A 14,592-nucleotide genomic window follows, 5' to 3' on the forward strand; every position below is an offset into this window, starting at 1 on the left:
CCTCAGCCGCCGACGCCGGAGTTCTGAACCGGCCCGCACATGTAGTTGCCGGGCGAGACCTGGCTCCACCGACCGCCCTTGACCTGGGTGATCTTCACGCACCCGGGCGTCTGCGCGCTGCCGACCGCCATCGCGGTGTGCGCCCCGTTGCCGGTCCAGCCGCTGGTCTTGCTGAGCGAGTCCACCAGCGAGGCACGGGTCAGCTTGCCGCCCAGCGCGATGGACTTCTCGACGAAGAGCCGCGTCGCCGACCAGGCGTAGAGGCCGTAGTAGTTCGGGATGGCGCCGGGCTTCACCTGCTGCAGCCAGCGCAGGTAGAGCTGGACCTCGGCGTTCCTGGTGTTCTCGAAGAAGTCGTTGGCCGACCAGACGTAGGTGCCCTCGGCGACGCCCCCGGCCTGGTCGAGGTAGCGCTTGTCGTAGATGGTCGGGTCCTGGAAGAAGAAGTCGGGCTTGAAGCCCTGCTGCTGCATGGCCTGCTGCAGCTTGACCGTCATCTGGTAGGCGCCCATGTAGGTGACCGCCTTGACGCCCTTGTCCTTCATCTGCTGCACGTACGGCGCGTAGTTGAACTCCGCGACGTCGATGCCCTGCTCGTAGACGAAGTTCCAGCCCGCGCCCTTGCCGTAGGCCGCGGCGAGCGACTTGGCGTTGACCGGCGCGGCACCGGCGTTGACGTAGAGGACCGCGGCCTTCTTGACCGCCGCGGGGTACTTCTGGGCGAACCACTTCGCCCCGGCCATCGGGATCAGGTGGGTGGAGATGGCGTACGCCGCGAAGCAGGTCTTGCAGTTCTGGCGCTCCGGGCTCACGATCGCCGACCGGATGTCCGGCAGGCCGCAGGACTGCGCGGTGCCGGCACCGCCGGAGTCGAACGCGGACTGCGAACCGACGGCGGCGAAGGCCGACTCGCAGGCCTTGACGTAGGCCTGCTGGTCCGCGCCGGCGTCGGCGCGGCTGTCGAGGTTGACCAGGGACAGCTTGCGGCCGCAGATGCTGCTCGTCGAGTTGAAGTACTCGATGTAGGCGCGGGTCGCCTGCTGGGCCGACTCGAAGATGCCGGGCACCGGGCCGGAGATGTCGGAGATGTTCGCGAGGGTGATCGTCTTGTCGGTGATGCCGGTCTGGTTCTTGAAGCCGTCGCACGAGGCAGCCTTGACGCCGCCGGTGGCCGAGCCACCGCCCCCGCCGCCGGAGCCGCCCGAGCCACCGCTGTCGCCGCCCGAGCCCGAGCCCGAGCCCGAGCCCGATCCGGAGCCGGAGCCGGAGCCCGCGCCGGAGTCGCCGGTGCCGGCGTCACCGCCGGCCCCGACGTCGCCGCCCGCAGCGGGGTCACCGGCGGCGCCGCCGTCGACGAACTCACCGTCGACGACACCGTTGCCGCCGGAGCCGTTGGAGCCGCCGCCGGCCTGGGCGACCGTGTTCGGGTCGAGCCGGGAGCCGCAGGCGGCGAGGAGCAGGACGAGCAGCGACGCGCCGACCAGACGCGCGAGACGTACCAGAGACAAGACCCAAAACCCTTCGGGGAGCACTGCCGGGATCGAAAGTCTCGACGAGACCTCTATCAAACTAACGACAGCCTGTGACCCGGGTCACGCGACATGACCAAGGAATGAGAACACGTTTCACTTTTTACCCGCCGACCGCCCGTCCCCGGGGGGAACCGTGCGGGTCCGGGGGCCGTCACAGGCATCATGAAGCCCATGCAGATCCGACGCCTCGCCCTGCCCCTGCTCGCGACCACGCTGGCCCTCGGCGCGACCGCCTGCGGAGGGGGCGACGACACGGCGTCGGACCCGGCGGAGCGTCCGGCTGCGGGCACCACGACCGGTACGACGAGCGACGCACCGGACACGCAGCAGTGGCCGGCGTTCGCACCGACCGACTACACCTACCGCCTCGAGGTGGTGTGCTTCTGCCCGCTCACCGGCCCGGTCGAGGTGACGGTCGCCGACGGCGAGGTCGCCTCGGCGACGCGGCTGGAGAAGCCGGGCCGGGGCAAGCAGGCACCGGAGTTCGTCCGGTTGACCATCAACGACATCATCGACCGCGCGAACGACCCGAAGGTCCACGAGGCCGAGGTGACCTGGCCCGACGGCCAGGACCACCCCACGACCGTCGCGATCGACCAGATCGCGAAGGCCACCGACGACGAGGTGACCTACACGATCAGCGACGTGCGGGTCGGCCCCGTCAGCGGGGGATGAATGCCCAGTAGTCGATGTCGAGGAGCACGCCGGCGGCGTACTTCCCGTCCTCGCCGCGCAGCGTCATCGACTCGTCGCGGCCCTTGGTCGCCACCAGGCGCAGGCGCAGCGCACCGACGCTCGGGTGGGTCGTCTCCGCCTTGTCCAGCACCTCGGACCAGGCGTAGACGGTGTCGCCGGCGAACGCGGGCGAGGTGTGCGCACCGGCGTTGATCGCCGCGACCAGCTGGGCGTTGGCCAGGCCGTTGAAGGACAGGGCGCGGGCCATCGAGATGACGTGACCGCCGTAGATGAGCCGGTTGCCGTCGGGACGGGCCTCGACGTTGAAGTGCACCTTGGCGGTGTTCTGCCACAGCCGGGTGGCCTGCTGGTGCTCGGAGTCGGTCAGCGTGACGCCGTCGACGTGGTCGATCTTCTCGCCGACCTCGTAGTCGTCGAAGCGGTGCGGCTCGCCGGCGGCGGCGAAGTCGTAGCCGGAGAAGTCGAGGCCGGACGGGAGCACGAGGTCGGCGGCGGCGACGGCCGGGGCGAGCTCGGGGACGACGGTCTCCGGCGCCGGGGCGTCGACGTCGCGCTTGTGGACCATCACCCAGCGGGCCCACTCCAGGGCGACCTCGCCGCGCTGGTTGGTGGCGGTGGAGCGCACGTAGACCACGCCGCTCCTGCCGTTGGAGTTCTGCTTGAGGCCGATCACCTCGGACGTCGTGGAGAGCGTGTCACCGGGGACGACCGGCTGGTGGAAGCGGCACTCGGCGTAGCCGAGGTTGGCGACCGCGTTCAGCGAGATGTCCGGGACGGTCTTGCCGAAGGCGATGTGGAACGCGACCAGCTCCTCGACCGGGTGGGGGTCGAGGCCGACCGAGGCGGCGAAGGTCGCCGACGACGGCACGGCGAACCGGGTCGGGTAGAGCGAGCCGTACACGGCACGGTCACCCTCGGTCACGGTGCGCGGCGTCGCGTGGACGATGCGCTGGCCGACGGTGAAGTCCTCGAAGAAGTTCCCGGGGTTCGTCTTGGTCACGATCGCCCATTCTTCCGCCACCACGTCTTCTTGCCGTCACCGGCTCCAAGGCGTGAGAGGGCCTCGCCCACCGGGCCGGCGGGCTTGCAGACCCCGAAGAGGTCCTTGGGCTGCCCGGCCAGCCCGGCGAGCGCGGCGGCGAGCTGGTCGCGGCTCTCCAGCGGCTGCGGGACGTGGGTGCCACGGTCGGGGTCGACCTCGACCAGCAGGCCGAGCTCGCGCAGGGTGTCGAAGTCGTCCTGCGTGGTCGCCTCGAAGATCCGCATCAGGTAGCGCTCGCGCAGCTCGGGGGTGAGCGGCTTGCCGACCAGCGCCTGCACGGCGGCCTTGGTCCGCTCGCGCACCGGCCGGAGGCTGATCTGCGGTCCCGCAGCCAGCATCGCGCTCCACTTCCGCACGAAGTCCTCGCCCGAGTAGGACTCGTAGTGCAGCACGTTCAGCCCGGGCGCGGTGAAGTGCGGCACCTCCTCGCGCTGCTCGTCGACGGTGCGGTGGATGGTCAGCCAGCGGTCGAGCCGCGGCCGGGTGGCGGTCTTGCCCTCGACGTGGCCGTGGAAGTAGTGCCCGTTCGCGGGCTTGCCGATGACCCCGAGCACCTCCAGCAGCTGGAGGTCCGGCTCGTCGAGCAGCCGCTTGAACCAGGTCGGGCTGGCGTCCCACTGCGGGCGGCTGACCGCCTCCAGCGGCGCGAGCCGCACGGCGTCGTACGACGCGGGGACGGCGTCGATCGCGGCGCGGTCGATCTGGCAGATCTCGTCGGCGTCGACGTGGAAGAGCCAGTCGACGCCGGGGACGACGGTGAGCACCGCCTTGACCAGGTTGGCCGAGATCCGCTGCCGGTCGTTCAGGTCGGCCGGCCGGTCCCCCCACCAGGCCTCGTCGGCGACCACGTGGGTGACGTGCTCCTGGCCGGCGAGCCACGCCTCGACCTCGGGGTCGGGGGCGTCGAGCAGGACGACCATGTGGTCGACTCCCCCGGCGAGGTTGCCGCGCACGAAGCGCTGGACGTTGGCGAGCGTGTCCTTGACGGTGCTGACGGTCGCGATCACGCGGCGACACTACCGAGCACCGGCTGCCCACCGACGCACCGAGGCCCGCCGCGACCGCGGTGGTCGGGGCGGGCCTCGAGGAGCGGCAGGCTCGGCAGGTCAGAGGCGGTAGTCCTTGAGCAGGCTGCGGCCGATGATCATCTTCTGGATGTCGGAGGTGCCTTCACCGATGAGCATGAACTTGACCTCGCGCATCAGCCGCTCGATCTCGTACTCCTTGGAGTAGCCGTAGCCGCCGTGGATCCGGAAGGAGTCCTCGACGACCTCGTTGGCGTACTCGGAGGCGACCATCTTGGCCATGCCGGCCTCGACGTCCATGCGCTGTCCGGTGTCCTTGAGGCGGGCGGCGCGCACCATCATGTTGTGCGCGACCTCGACCTTGGTCGCCATCTCGGCGATGCGGAAGAGCACCGCCTGGTGGTCGGCGATCGGCTTGCCGAAGGTCTTGCGCTGCTGGGCGTAGGAGATACCGAGCTCGAAGCCACGCCAGGCCAGGCCGCAGGCGCGGGCCGCGACGTTGACGCGGCCGACCTCGACCCCGTCCATCATCTGGAAGAAGCCCTTGCCCGGCTCGCCACCGAGGATCTGGTCGGCGCCGATGCGGTGGTCCTCGAGGATGAGCTCGGTCGTCTCGACGCCCTTGTAGCCCATCTTCTCGATCTTGCCCGGCACGGTGACGCCCTGGGCGGTCTCGCCGAAGCCGGCTTCCTTCTCGACCAGGAAGGTGGTCATGTTCTTGTAGACCGAGTCGGCGCCCTCGTCGGTCTTGGTCAGCAGCGCGACCAGGGTGGAGGTGGCGCCGTTGGTCAGCCACATCTTCTGGCCCGTGATCGAGTACGACCCGTCGTCGAGCCTCGAGGCCTTGGTCGAGACCGCGGACACGTCCGAGCCCAGGCCCGGCTCCGACATGGAGAACGCTCCGCGCACCTCGCCGGTGGCCATCCGGGGCAGGTACTTCTGCTTCTGCTCCTCGGTGCCGTGCTGCATCAGCAGGTAGGCCACGATGAAGTGGGTGTTGATGACGCCGGAGACGCTCATCCAGCCGCGGGCGATCTCCTCGACCACCAGCGCGTAGGTCAGCAGGGACTCGCCCAGGCCGCCGAACTCCTCGGGGATGGTCAGGCCGAAGACGCCGAGCTCCTTGAGCCCGTCGATGATCTCCTGCGGGTAGGTGTCGGAGTGCTCGAGCTCCTGGGCTACCGGGATGATCTGCTCGTCCACGAAGACCCGGACGGCCTTGAGGATCTCGGACTGGACCTCGGAGAGACCCTCGGTCTGACAGAGCTTCGGCATCGCTTCCCTTTCGCTGGTGCTAGCGGCGTTCGCACTGTACCCGCGAGTAGGGTTCTCCCACCCCCTCGAACAGGGGACGAGACCGGGACCTGTGAGCGATGTCACCGGACCCCCGGGAGGTGGGCTCCGGGCGAGCGGTCAGGCGTCCCCGCGGGGGCGCCGCACCCGTCCGGCCCAGCGTCGGAGGCGGGCGGCCGCGGCCGCGCGTACGCCGCCGGCAGGCTCGCCGCTGCGCACCTGGAGCCGCTGCTCGCAGCGCTCCTCGACCACCTCGCCCAGCGCGCGCGTCGCGACCGCCAGCACCTCGGTGTCCGACGGGCCGGAGCTGTCGGCGAAGACGGACGGGTCGGGCACCAGGTCGGCCGGGTCGCCGACCACGTCGCAGCCGAGCTCGGCGAGCACGTCGATCGACTCCCGGGCGATCTCGCGGCACCACTCCTCGTGGGCGCGGCCGAGGCGGATCGGTGCGGAGCCGCCGCGGGCCAGGATGCCCATGGCGAGCCAGCGCTTGCCCACCTCGCCGTAGGGGACCCGGCGCCGGTAGCGCTGCGGGACCTGCGCGTTCACCCGGCGCAGCAGCTCGGCCTCCGCCTCGCCCAGCCCCGGGTTGCCCGGACCGGCCTTGGCCGGGTCCAGGGCGGCAGGGTCGACGCCGAGCACCGAGCAGTACCGCTCGAGCAGGGCCTCGCGCGGGCCGCCGGGGCCGGGGACCGTCACGACGTGGATCCGTTCGGCCGGCACCTCCGCCGCCCACCGGCGCAGCACGCCGGCCAGGTCGAGGCGGCGCCACACGTTGCCGGTCCGCTTCCCGGCGGAGCGCAACGCCGCGACGTACTCCTCCAGGGTGTCCTCACGACCGACCTTGAGCCCCTCCTGCCACAGCGAGGGGACCTGGCGGGCGATGTCGCGCGCTGTGACCACCACGTGCACCTCGTGCCCGGCGCACGCCTCGAGCAGCCGGCGGACCTGGCGCGGCGAGGCCGAGCCGAGGGTCTCGTGGCTGACCAGGGCGCTGGCGGTCCCGACCTCGGCGAGCTGCCCGGGGAGCATCTCGACCGAGCGACCCACCCGGGGTGAGTCGTGCGGGTCGATCCGGCCACGGACGTCGAGGGCGAGCCAGAAGGTCTGCAGCCGGCCCGGCGGCGTCATGGTGACGCCCTGGTCGCGCAGCTCCGGCTCGGAGGACCAGCACACGTTCTGCAGGTAGGAGGTGCCCGTCTTCTGCAGCCCGATGTGGAGGAATACCTTCGTCACGCCCCCATGTCTACCGGACCCGGGCTACTTGAACTGGACCCGGATCCCGTCCCGGATCCGGACGAAGTCCGCCCGCTCGACCGTGAACTCCCCGCGGGCCTCACGGCTGTTCATCGCGCCGTTGAGCGGCTGGTCGACCTGGATGCCGAGCAGCTTCACCCCGGCCGAGCTGGTGAACAGCACGGCGGTGGCGGGCAGGCCGGCAGCCTTCGAGTAGCTGCGCCGGATCATGAACGACGGCTTGCCCTTCGTCCCGCCGATCGCCTTCTGCAGCAGCTGCTCCTGCGTGGTGGCCTTCGCACTCCAGGAGACGACCCGCACCTTCACCCCGCGCTGGTGGGCAGCCACCAGGGCGTTGCGCATGCCGGGCCCGTCGAGGCGGGCGGTCGCGAGGAGGATGGTCGACCCGGCCGGGGCCTGCCGGACGGCCTTGAGGACCCGCGTCGTGACGGCACGCCGCCCGGCGGAGATCGGGGAGTCCGGGATGTTGACGACGTGGCCGCGGATGAAGCTCATCGACGGTCGCGCAACGGTGACGCCGGGCTTGAGCACGAGGTCGGCGACGACGGCGTGGTGGTCGGAGTTGAGGTCACGGGTGACCTGCTTGGCCACGGTGAACTGCGAGGCGTTGCGCACGAAGATGTGGTCGATCGTCGCCTTGCCGTGGGTGACGAGCACCTTGCCGGTCAGGTCCCACGTCGGGGTCATCTGGTACGACGTCAGCAGGTCGCGCGGGTACAGCGGACCCTTGATGTGCTGGTTCATGTCGCCACCGAGGATCACCGGCCCCTCGGTCGCGAGGTGCGTGGCGAGGCCGCCGAGCTTCTCGACGGACGGGATCAGCAGGTTGCCGATCGGCTGGGTCTTCGGCGCGACGTGGTAGGAGACGACCGACAGCGTCTGGCACCCGTCGGCCGAGCGGACGGTCACCCAGTTGGCGTACCGGAGGCCGAGCTCGGTGGTCTGGTTCTTGGTCTTGCCGCCGACGTTGGTGACGTAGATCGTCCCCTTCGCCACCGGGTTCCAGCGGTCGGTGCGCCACACGACCGGGTTGGCCCCGGTGTAGCGACCGGGCGTGCGCCAGATCCCGTAGCCGGCCGGGGCCAGCAGCGAGTCGGCCCGTCCGGCGACCTCGTTGAGGGTGACGAAGTCGGGCTGGTCCTTGAAGACCTTCTTCAGGTCGGCCTTCGTCTGGGCCTTGGTCATCCCGGCCTTCACGTTGGCCTGCACGACCTGGAAGGCGCGGTTGGCCGCGCAGGTCTTCTTCGCCGCCAGGCGCACCGGGTCACCGCCGGCCGGCACCGCGCCGGGGGCGAGGGCCAGGAGCGTGGTCGCCGCGGCCGCCCCGGCGACGAGGCGGCGTGCCCGGACGAACCGGCGCCGGTGGGCGCTTGTCTGCTCCCGCATGTGGATGAATTCCCCTCATAAAGACAATCCCGAAACAACAGTCACACGAATCTCACCAGTCACCGGGAAATGCGGCAACTCATTCCGATTAACTACAGAGCTGTAATTCGGATAATCACAACGATGTAATTCGACCGGCCCGAGAAAGGCAGAAAATGCCGGACCGGTCCTCATCGGCAGGGCCGTCGAGGACGTGAGGACTCGTGCCGGAACCGGCCCGGAAGCTCCGCTCGGGAGCGGGTCGGCTCGTCAGCGGATGCCGAGGGCCGCCGCGAGCGGGCCGGCCAGCCGCGTGGCGTACTCGACGGTGACGTGCTCGCGGTCCCGCAGCGGCACGGTGCGCCCGATCACGGCCGGGCAGCGGCCGTCGGCGCAGAACCAGCGGCGCGCGTCGACCCAGGTCATGCCGAGGTCCTCGACGGTCTCGCCGAACTCGACCTGGAGCCGACCGACCGCGGGCATCGGCCGCTGGAGGCAGTCACCCAGGCTGGCGCCGCGCGCGGTCAGGCAGGTGCCCGGCGCCGCGGGCAGGCGCGGGCTGTTGCCGATCATCGCGACCCGCCCGGCCAGCGGGCGCAGCAGCTCGAGCTGCTCGCGCAGGCCGTCGACCTGCTCGGCCTGCATCTGCGGGGTCCGGTAGGCGTTGTTGGCGACCACGACGAGGTCGGGCTCGAGCTCACGCACCTGCTCGAGCGCCCACTGCTTGAACTCCGCGCACTCGGTCCACTCCTCGCCGCCCACGCGTCGGGTGACGGTGGTGGCCGGGCAGCCGCTGTAGACGAAGGCGTAGACCGCGTAGCCGTGCTCCTCGCCGATCGCGGTGAGCGCGGGGCTCCAGTGGCGCGCGTGCGAGTCACCCATCACCACGATGGTGCGCTCCGCGTCCGGGTCGCCGAAGGGGCACAGCTCCCGGGTCCCGGTTCGGTAGTCGCACTCCCCCAGCGGCGCGACGGACTCGCGCACCGCCCCCAGCTCCGGCCTGACCCCGCCGGGCACCGGCCGGTCCTCCTCGGCAGCGAGCACCGACGCCTCGACCAGCGCGACGGCCGGGTCGCGGCTCAGGTCGTCGCGGCCGTAGTCGCTGACGGAGATGCCGGGGTTGTCGGCCAGGTCGGCCAGCCGGGCGTCCACCCACGCCTGCGAGCCCAGCGCGGTCGCGACGACCAGGACGAGGCTGACCGGGTACAGCGTGATCGCCCGCATCCGCGGGCGCCAGCGCACGCCCTGGCGGAACGGCTGCTCCACGAGGTAGTAGCTCGCGGCGCTGAGCGCGAAGATCACGACCAGCGCGACGAGCAGGTGCGGCTTCGAGAGCCGGGGCTCCTCCCAGTACTCCTGGGCCAGGCGCAGCACCGGGAAGTGCCACAGGTAGAGCGAGTAGGACCAGTCACCCACGACGCGCGCCGGCGCGATCGAGAACAACCGGAAGAGGTACGTCGACGACGCGCCCGTCGTGCTGCCCGCGACCAGCATGAGCACGGCTCCCAGCACCGGGACCAGCGCGGCCGTGCCGGGCATCGCGGTCTGCTCGTCGAAGCGGAGCGTCGCCCACGCCACGAGCACCAGGCCAGCCGCGAACAGCGCCTCGGTGGGCCACCGGCCCAGCCGCGGCGCGCGGCCCCAGACCAGGGTCGCCGCGAGCCCGCCGAGGCCGAGCTCCCACGCTCGGGCGGGGGTGGAGAAGTAGGCGGCGGTCGGGTCGTTCGCGGTCACGACGACCGACCACACGAGCGAGGCGAGGGTCACTGCCCCCAGCACGACGAACACCGTCCGGCGCACCAGGCGTGTGCGGCTCGCGCCCGCGGCGTCACCGGCGCGGCGTCGTACCCACAGGGCGACGAGGAGCAGCAGGAGCGGGATCGCGATGTAGAACTGCTCCTCGACCGACAGCGACCAGTAGTGCTGGACCGGGGAGGGCGGCTCGCCCTGGGCGAAGTAGTCGGTCTCGACGAGGCTGAACCGGATGTTGGCGCCGAAGAAGGCTGCCCACACCGAGTCCTTGATGACCTCGGTGCTGCGCACCAGCGGCAGGACGTACGCCGCGGCGACGGCGGTCACGACGAGCACCACCGTCGCGGCCGGGATCACCCGCCGCGCCCGACGGGCGTAGAAGTCGAGGATCGAGATCCGCCCGGTGTCGCCCGCCTCGCGCACCAGCAGGCCGATGATGAGGAAGCCGGAGATCACGAAGAAGACGTCGACGCCGACGAACCCGCCGGAGGCGGTGCGGAAGCCCGCGTGGGCGAGGATGACCAGCCCGACGGCGAGGGCGCGCAGGCCCTGGATGTCGGAGCGGAAGGACCGCGTGCCCGTCACCGCGATCCTCCTCCTGTCGTGGCCTCGTCGGGGCCGTCGTCGTGCTCGTGCGGGGTCTCGTCGACCCCGCGATCAGGCGGAGCCTCGGGTACGATACCCGCCATGCCCGACCACTCTGCTGCGCGCCGGCGCGCGGCGCGGTCGGACCTCGTCCCGGTGGTCGCCGTGGTGGTCCTCAGCGCCCTCCTCCTCGGCCTCGCCTTCCTGTGGGGCGACGAGCCGGAGGCCGCGTCCGACCCGGTCCAGGCCCGTGCGGACATCGCGCGCGCCGTCGACACCTCCCGCGCCCGGCACGACGCCGAGGACCGCGAGGTCAGCGGCGAGCTGATCGAGCCGTTGAGCGACGAGGCGGCCAGCGTCCCCCGCACGAAGGCGAAGCCGAAGAAGCAGGACGAGCGGGCCAGCGACCTCGAGGACCTGCGCGTCGCAGCGGAGTCGCAGGTCACGAAGATCCACGAGGTCTCCTTCGGCATCGCCACCTTCAACGTGCTGGCGAGCAAGCACACCGACGGCGGCGCGCGGTCGTCGTGGCCCGGCTCCGGCTGGCGCACCCCGCAGGCGGCCGCCTACATCCGCAGCTCGGGCGTCTCGGTGGTCGGCCTGCAGGAGGTGAAGTCCGGCCAGCTGTCCGGGCTGACCTCGAGCCTGGGCTTCCAGGCCTGGCCGGCCGGTTCGGACCCTGACAACTCGGTGATCTGGGACCCGGCCGTCTTCGAGCTGGTCTCGGGCGACGCGTTCTACATCAAGTTCATGCACGGCACCCGGATGCAGCCCATCGTCCGGCTGCGCCACAAGAAGACGAACCTCGAGTTCTACTTCCTGAACATGCACGCCTCCGCCGGCGGTGGGCCGCACGCCGCCAGCCGGGCCGCCGGCCACAACACGGCGGTCGCGACGGTGAACCGGCTCAAGGCCGAGGGCATCCCGATCTTCCTGACCGGCGACATGAACGACCGCGAGGCCTTCTTCTGCCGCGTGCTGCCGCCGACCGGCATGGTCGCAGCCGTGGGCGGGTCGACCGCGGGCGGCTGCCGCCCGCCGGGCCAGATGCCGGTCGACTGGATCGTCGCGACGCCCGACGTCTCGTTCAGCGGCTTCGTCAACGACAAGTCGACGGTGGCGCGACGGGTCAGCGACCACCACTACGTCTGGGCGACCGCCACCGTCCAAGGCGCTTCCTGAGCCGGTCCGCCAGGCCGGGGGCAGCCTCCGCTCCCCCGCGGCGGGCGGCGTTGCGCAGCTCGCGCACGTCGCCGAGCAGCACGGCGACCAGCTCCGTGGCCGCAGCCGCAACCTCGGCGTCGGTCACCGAGTCCGGCGTACGACGCTCGGGCAGCTCGTCGGGGACCCGCAGGTGGTCGACGTCGCCGACGACGTCGACCCCGTGCTCACGCAGGTAGTCGATCGCGGCGAGCGAGCGCCGGCGGCACTCCTCGACCTGGTCGGGGTAGGGCCAGAACTTCTCGCCCTTGCGCGGCACGAGGCGCTCGTCGGCGAGGAAGGTGCGGATGTAGACCCCGCGGTCGAAGGCCTTGTCGAAGGAGTCGAGGTGGGCGTTGACCCGGCGCAGGAGCTCGGCCTCGACCACGCCCATCGACTCGTTCGGGAAGGACTGCGACAGGTCGTAGTCGGCCGTCGGGAGCCCGAGCAGACCGCCGAAGCGGTGCCAGATCTCGTCGCGCGGCGCGGTGCGGTCGAGCGGAAGCACGTGGATCCGGTCGTGCGGCACGGCGGCCGACCAGCGCTCGAGGACCAGGCGGAGGTCGAGGGTGCGCCAGTTCCAGATCGCGCCGGGGTTCGGTGACTCCGCGCGGGAGTAGTCCGCCATCGGCGTGGTCGACCGGTTCTTCAGGCTCTCCTGCCAGCTGGCCGTGAACAGGCCCAGCGGCTCGCGGGCGGTGACCACGACCTCCACCTGTGCCGGCGCGAGCGCCTCGACCATCCCGACGGCCTGCTCGCTGCTCGCAGCTGCGAAGAACTCGTGGCTGACCAGCCCGTCGCCGTCCCAGTCGGCGAGCTCGGCACGCAGGCGCTCCCACGAGGTGCGCTCGTGCTCGGCGCGGCGCGCGATGCCGTCGCTGCCGCGCACCACGCGGCTCGCCCAGAGGTGGTCGCGGCGCTCACGGCCGGGCAGCAGCAGGCCGTCGGCGCGCAGCTGGTCACGCGAGGACCACAGGATGGTCTGGAGGTAGCTGGTCGCCGTCTTGGGCAGCCCGATGTGGATGAAGACCCGACGTGCCATCAGCGCACGCCTCGCTCAGAGACCCTGCTGGAACTTGTCGATCGCCGCGGCGATCCGCTCCTCGTCCCGCGCGGCCACCGGCAGCAGCAGCTCCTGGACGAGGTCGGTCAGCTCGGCGAGGCGCAGGTGGTGACGGCGCAGCTCCGCGATGGAGGCCTCGAGCTCGGCGACCCGCGCCTGGAGCTCCTTGAGCTCGGCCTGCTTCGTCATGCCCACTGCACCACCCATCGTCGGACCTGGTTCGGGGCGTCACCGTCGGTGACGTCCTCCGCGGAGAGGATCGTTCCCCCGTGCTGCTCGAGGAGCGCTCGCAGGTGGTCGACCTCGACCGGACGGACCCCGAACGGCGGCTCACCGCGTCCCGTCCAGGTGTCAGCATAGAGCGTGCCGCCGCCGCGCAGCGTCATCGACGCGAAGCGCACGAGGCCCTCCCGACCGGTGCGGTTGGTCGCGTCGAGCACGTGGCGGGCGAGGATGACGCGCTTGCCCGGCTCCCGCGGCTCCCGCGCGACGCGGGCACCCTCGGAGAGCACCGAGCGGAAGTCGGTGAGGTTGAGCGGGCGCGTGGTCAGGTCGAAGCCGCGCTTGCTGGCCGAGGCCACCGCTCCCCTGCTGCCGCGCGGGACGTAGTCATAGGCGACGACCTCGCGGCCCTGGCTGGCCAGCCAGAAGGCGTCGCGGCCGAGGCCGGCGCCCACGTCGAGCACCTGCGCGTCGGCCGGGACCTGGTCGAGCACGGTCCTGGCGAGGCCGGACGGCGCGACGCGCGGGGCCTTGCCGCCGGCGCCGACGAGGCGGCGCTCCCACTCGCGGCGGTAGACGGTCATGCCGCGGAACCAGTCGTTGAGCCGACGCGTCGTCGACCTCGGCGTCTCGAACTTGAAGGCCGGGTCCGGCACCTTCCAGGACGGCCCGTACATCGCCTCGAGGAGCTTCTCGGGCTTCGCCGGGGCGGGGTACTCCCGGCCGGCGAGGGTGCAGGTGGTCAGCGGGAAGAGCCACGACTCGTCGTACGGCGTGCCGACCTCGCCCATCAGGTAGAGCCGGCCACCGTCCATGAAACCGCCGAACAGGTCCAGCCCGCGCACCGAGCCGTCGCTCTCGCGCACGTCGATCCGGAAGGCCGCGCCGCTGTAGCGGTAGGTCGAGAAGCCGCGCTCGATGACGGCGCGCTGCAGGTGGTAGGACTCGGTGATCACGTCGACCGGGGTGCTGTGGCGCGAGACGTAGCCGAGGTCGGCGTCGGAGTCGTGGCCGAGGAACTGGCCCTCGCGGACGGCTCCGAGCAGCGTGCCGTAGGCCGGGAACGCCTCGACGCCGAGCTCGCGCAGCATCGCGATGACCGTGTCCATCGCGTCGAGCAGCGGCCGCAGGTGCTCCTCGCTGCGCCCGCCGAAGGTGGGGCTGAACCGCCCCGACTTGTCGAGGCTGATCTCGAGGCCCTGGGAGTTCACGAAGCGCACCCGGCCCGGCTCCTCGCCGAACTGGTGCTCGCCGTGGAAGAGGTCGGTGCCGGCGACGTGCTCGCGGACGACGAGCTCGGTGCCGCCCTTGAGGTAGCGGCGCATCCGCTCGGGCCACTCGACCGTGCGGTGGACGAGGTGTCCCTCGACGCGCTCGGTGTCACGCAGCAGCCAGAACGACCAGATCCGGCGGCCGTCGAAGAGGACGTCGACCACGCGGTCCTCGCCGTGCACGACGAGCTGGAGCCCGGAGTCGTCGACCCCGGTGACGCGGGTCCGGCCACCCCGCGCGAGGACCCAGCGGGCCGCTCCCGCGGCCCGCGAGGTCAGCTCGGCCACC

At 71.5% G+C, this 14,592-nt stretch carries 12 protein-coding genes; 2 read left to right on the forward strand and 10 right to left on the reverse strand.

The window, feature by feature from the left end:
• Positions 1-2 precede the first annotated feature (2 nt).
• Positions 3-1,508 (reverse strand): ABC transporter substrate-binding protein, encoded by a 1,506-nt coding sequence (locus tag L615_RS15120; RefSeq protein ID WP_145725607.1) that lies wholly within the window; start codon positions 1,506-1,508, stop codon positions 3-5.
• 195 nt (positions 1,509-1,703) lie between these two features.
• On the opposite strand from L615_RS15120, the gene L615_RS15125 reads away from it, so the two are divergent.
• Complete coding sequence (locus tag L615_RS15125; protein ID WP_051486309.1) at positions 1,704-2,207, forward strand: DUF6174 domain-containing protein; 504 nt, start codon at positions 1,704-1,706, stop codon at positions 2,205-2,207.
• Here L615_RS15125 and L615_RS15130 read toward each other — a convergent pair.
• The 6 genes from L615_RS15130 to L615_RS15155 form a co-directional block, all read right to left on the reverse strand.
• Positions 2,194-3,228 carry a MaoC family dehydratase gene (locus L615_RS15130; protein WP_145725608.1) on the reverse strand — a complete coding sequence of 345 codons (1,035 nt, stop codon included), beginning with the start codon at positions 3,226-3,228 and terminating at the stop codon, positions 2,194-2,196. The genes L615_RS15125 and L615_RS15130 overlap by 14 nt on opposite strands.
• On the reverse strand, positions 3,225-4,277 hold the full coding sequence (locus tag L615_RS15135) for a glycosyltransferase family 2 protein (RefSeq protein ID WP_145725609.1): 1,053 nt from the start codon (positions 4,275-4,277) through the stop codon (positions 3,225-3,227). The genes L615_RS15130 and L615_RS15135 overlap by 4 nt, the downstream gene beginning before the upstream one ends.
• A 99-nt stretch (positions 4,278-4,376) precedes the next feature.
• On the reverse strand, positions 4,377-5,570 hold the full coding sequence (locus tag L615_RS15140) for an acyl-CoA dehydrogenase family protein (protein ID WP_145725610.1): 1,194 nt from the start codon (positions 5,568-5,570) through the stop codon (positions 4,377-4,379).
• 138 nt (positions 5,571-5,708) lie between these two features.
• Positions 5,709-6,824 (reverse strand): hypothetical protein, encoded by a 1,116-nt coding sequence (locus L615_RS15145; RefSeq protein ID WP_051486310.1) that lies wholly within the window; start codon positions 6,822-6,824, stop codon positions 5,709-5,711.
• A 24-nt stretch (positions 6,825-6,848) separates the two neighbouring features.
• Positions 6,849-8,231: an endonuclease/exonuclease/phosphatase family protein gene (locus L615_RS15150; protein ID WP_028657329.1), complete on the reverse strand. Its 1,383-nt coding sequence runs from the start codon at positions 8,229-8,231 to the stop codon at positions 6,849-6,851.
• Between the two features lie 249 nt (positions 8,232-8,480).
• Entirely contained in the window at positions 8,481-10,547 is a 2,067-nt protein-coding gene (locus tag L615_RS15155; protein ID WP_145725611.1) for an acyltransferase family protein, read from the reverse strand.
• A gap of 102 nt (positions 10,548-10,649) precedes the next feature.
• On the opposite strand from L615_RS15155, the gene L615_RS15160 reads away from it, so the two are divergent.
• Complete coding sequence (locus L615_RS15160) at positions 10,650-11,729, forward strand: endonuclease/exonuclease/phosphatase family protein (protein WP_028657331.1); 1,080 nt, start codon at positions 10,650-10,652, stop codon at positions 11,727-11,729.
• On the opposite strand, the gene L615_RS15165 is transcribed toward L615_RS15160, so the two are convergent.
• The 3 genes from L615_RS15165 to L615_RS15175 are packed head-to-tail and all read right to left on the reverse strand — an operon-like array spanning position 11,677 to position 14,591.
• Entirely contained in the window at positions 11,677-12,789 is a 1,113-nt protein-coding gene (locus L615_RS15165; protein ID WP_028657332.1) for a hypothetical protein, read from the reverse strand. The two genes, L615_RS15160 and L615_RS15165, sit on opposite strands and share 53 nt — an antisense overlap.
• Positions 12,790-12,804: 15 nt before the next feature.
• Positions 12,805-12,999 carry a DUF6752 domain-containing protein gene (locus L615_RS23405; protein WP_157515027.1) on the reverse strand — a complete coding sequence of 65 codons (195 nt, stop codon included), beginning with the start codon at positions 12,997-12,999 and terminating at the stop codon, positions 12,805-12,807.
• On the reverse strand, positions 12,996-14,591 hold the full coding sequence (locus tag L615_RS15175) for a bifunctional 2-polyprenyl-6-hydroxyphenol methylase/3-demethylubiquinol 3-O-methyltransferase UbiG (RefSeq protein ID WP_145725613.1): 1,596 nt from the start codon (positions 14,589-14,591) through the stop codon (positions 12,996-12,998). The genes L615_RS23405 and L615_RS15175 overlap by 4 nt, the downstream gene beginning before the upstream one ends.
• Position 14,592 lies beyond the last annotated feature (1 nt).

Source organism: Nocardioides sp. J9 (assembly GCF_007829375.1).
Lineage (GTDB): Bacteria > Actinomycetota > Actinomycetes > Propionibacteriales > Nocardioidaceae > Nocardioides.

Excerpts from the sequence above, each read along its gene's own strand:
- L615_RS15125 (WP_051486309.1), top strand. The coding sequence starts at position 1,704 with ATGCAGATCCGACGCCTCGCCCTGCCCCTGCTCGCGACCACGCTGGCC.
- L615_RS15140 (WP_145725610.1), bottom strand. The coding sequence starts at position 5,570 with ATGCCGAAGCTCTGTCAGACCGAGGGTCTCTCCGAGGTCCAGTCCGAG.
- L615_RS15150 (WP_028657329.1), bottom strand. The coding sequence starts at position 8,231 with ATGCGGGAGCAGACAAGCGCCCACCGGCGCCGGTTCGTCCGGGCACGC.
- L615_RS15160 (WP_028657331.1), top strand. The coding sequence starts at position 10,650 with ATGCCCGACCACTCTGCTGCGCGCCGGCGCGCGGCGCGGTCGGACCTC.
- L615_RS15165 (WP_028657332.1), bottom strand. The coding sequence starts at position 12,789 with ATGGCACGTCGGGTCTTCATCCACATCGGGCTGCCCAAGACGGCGACC.
- L615_RS23405 (WP_157515027.1), bottom strand. The coding sequence starts at position 12,999 with ATGACGAAGCAGGCCGAGCTCAAGGAGCTCCAGGCGCGGGTCGCCGAG.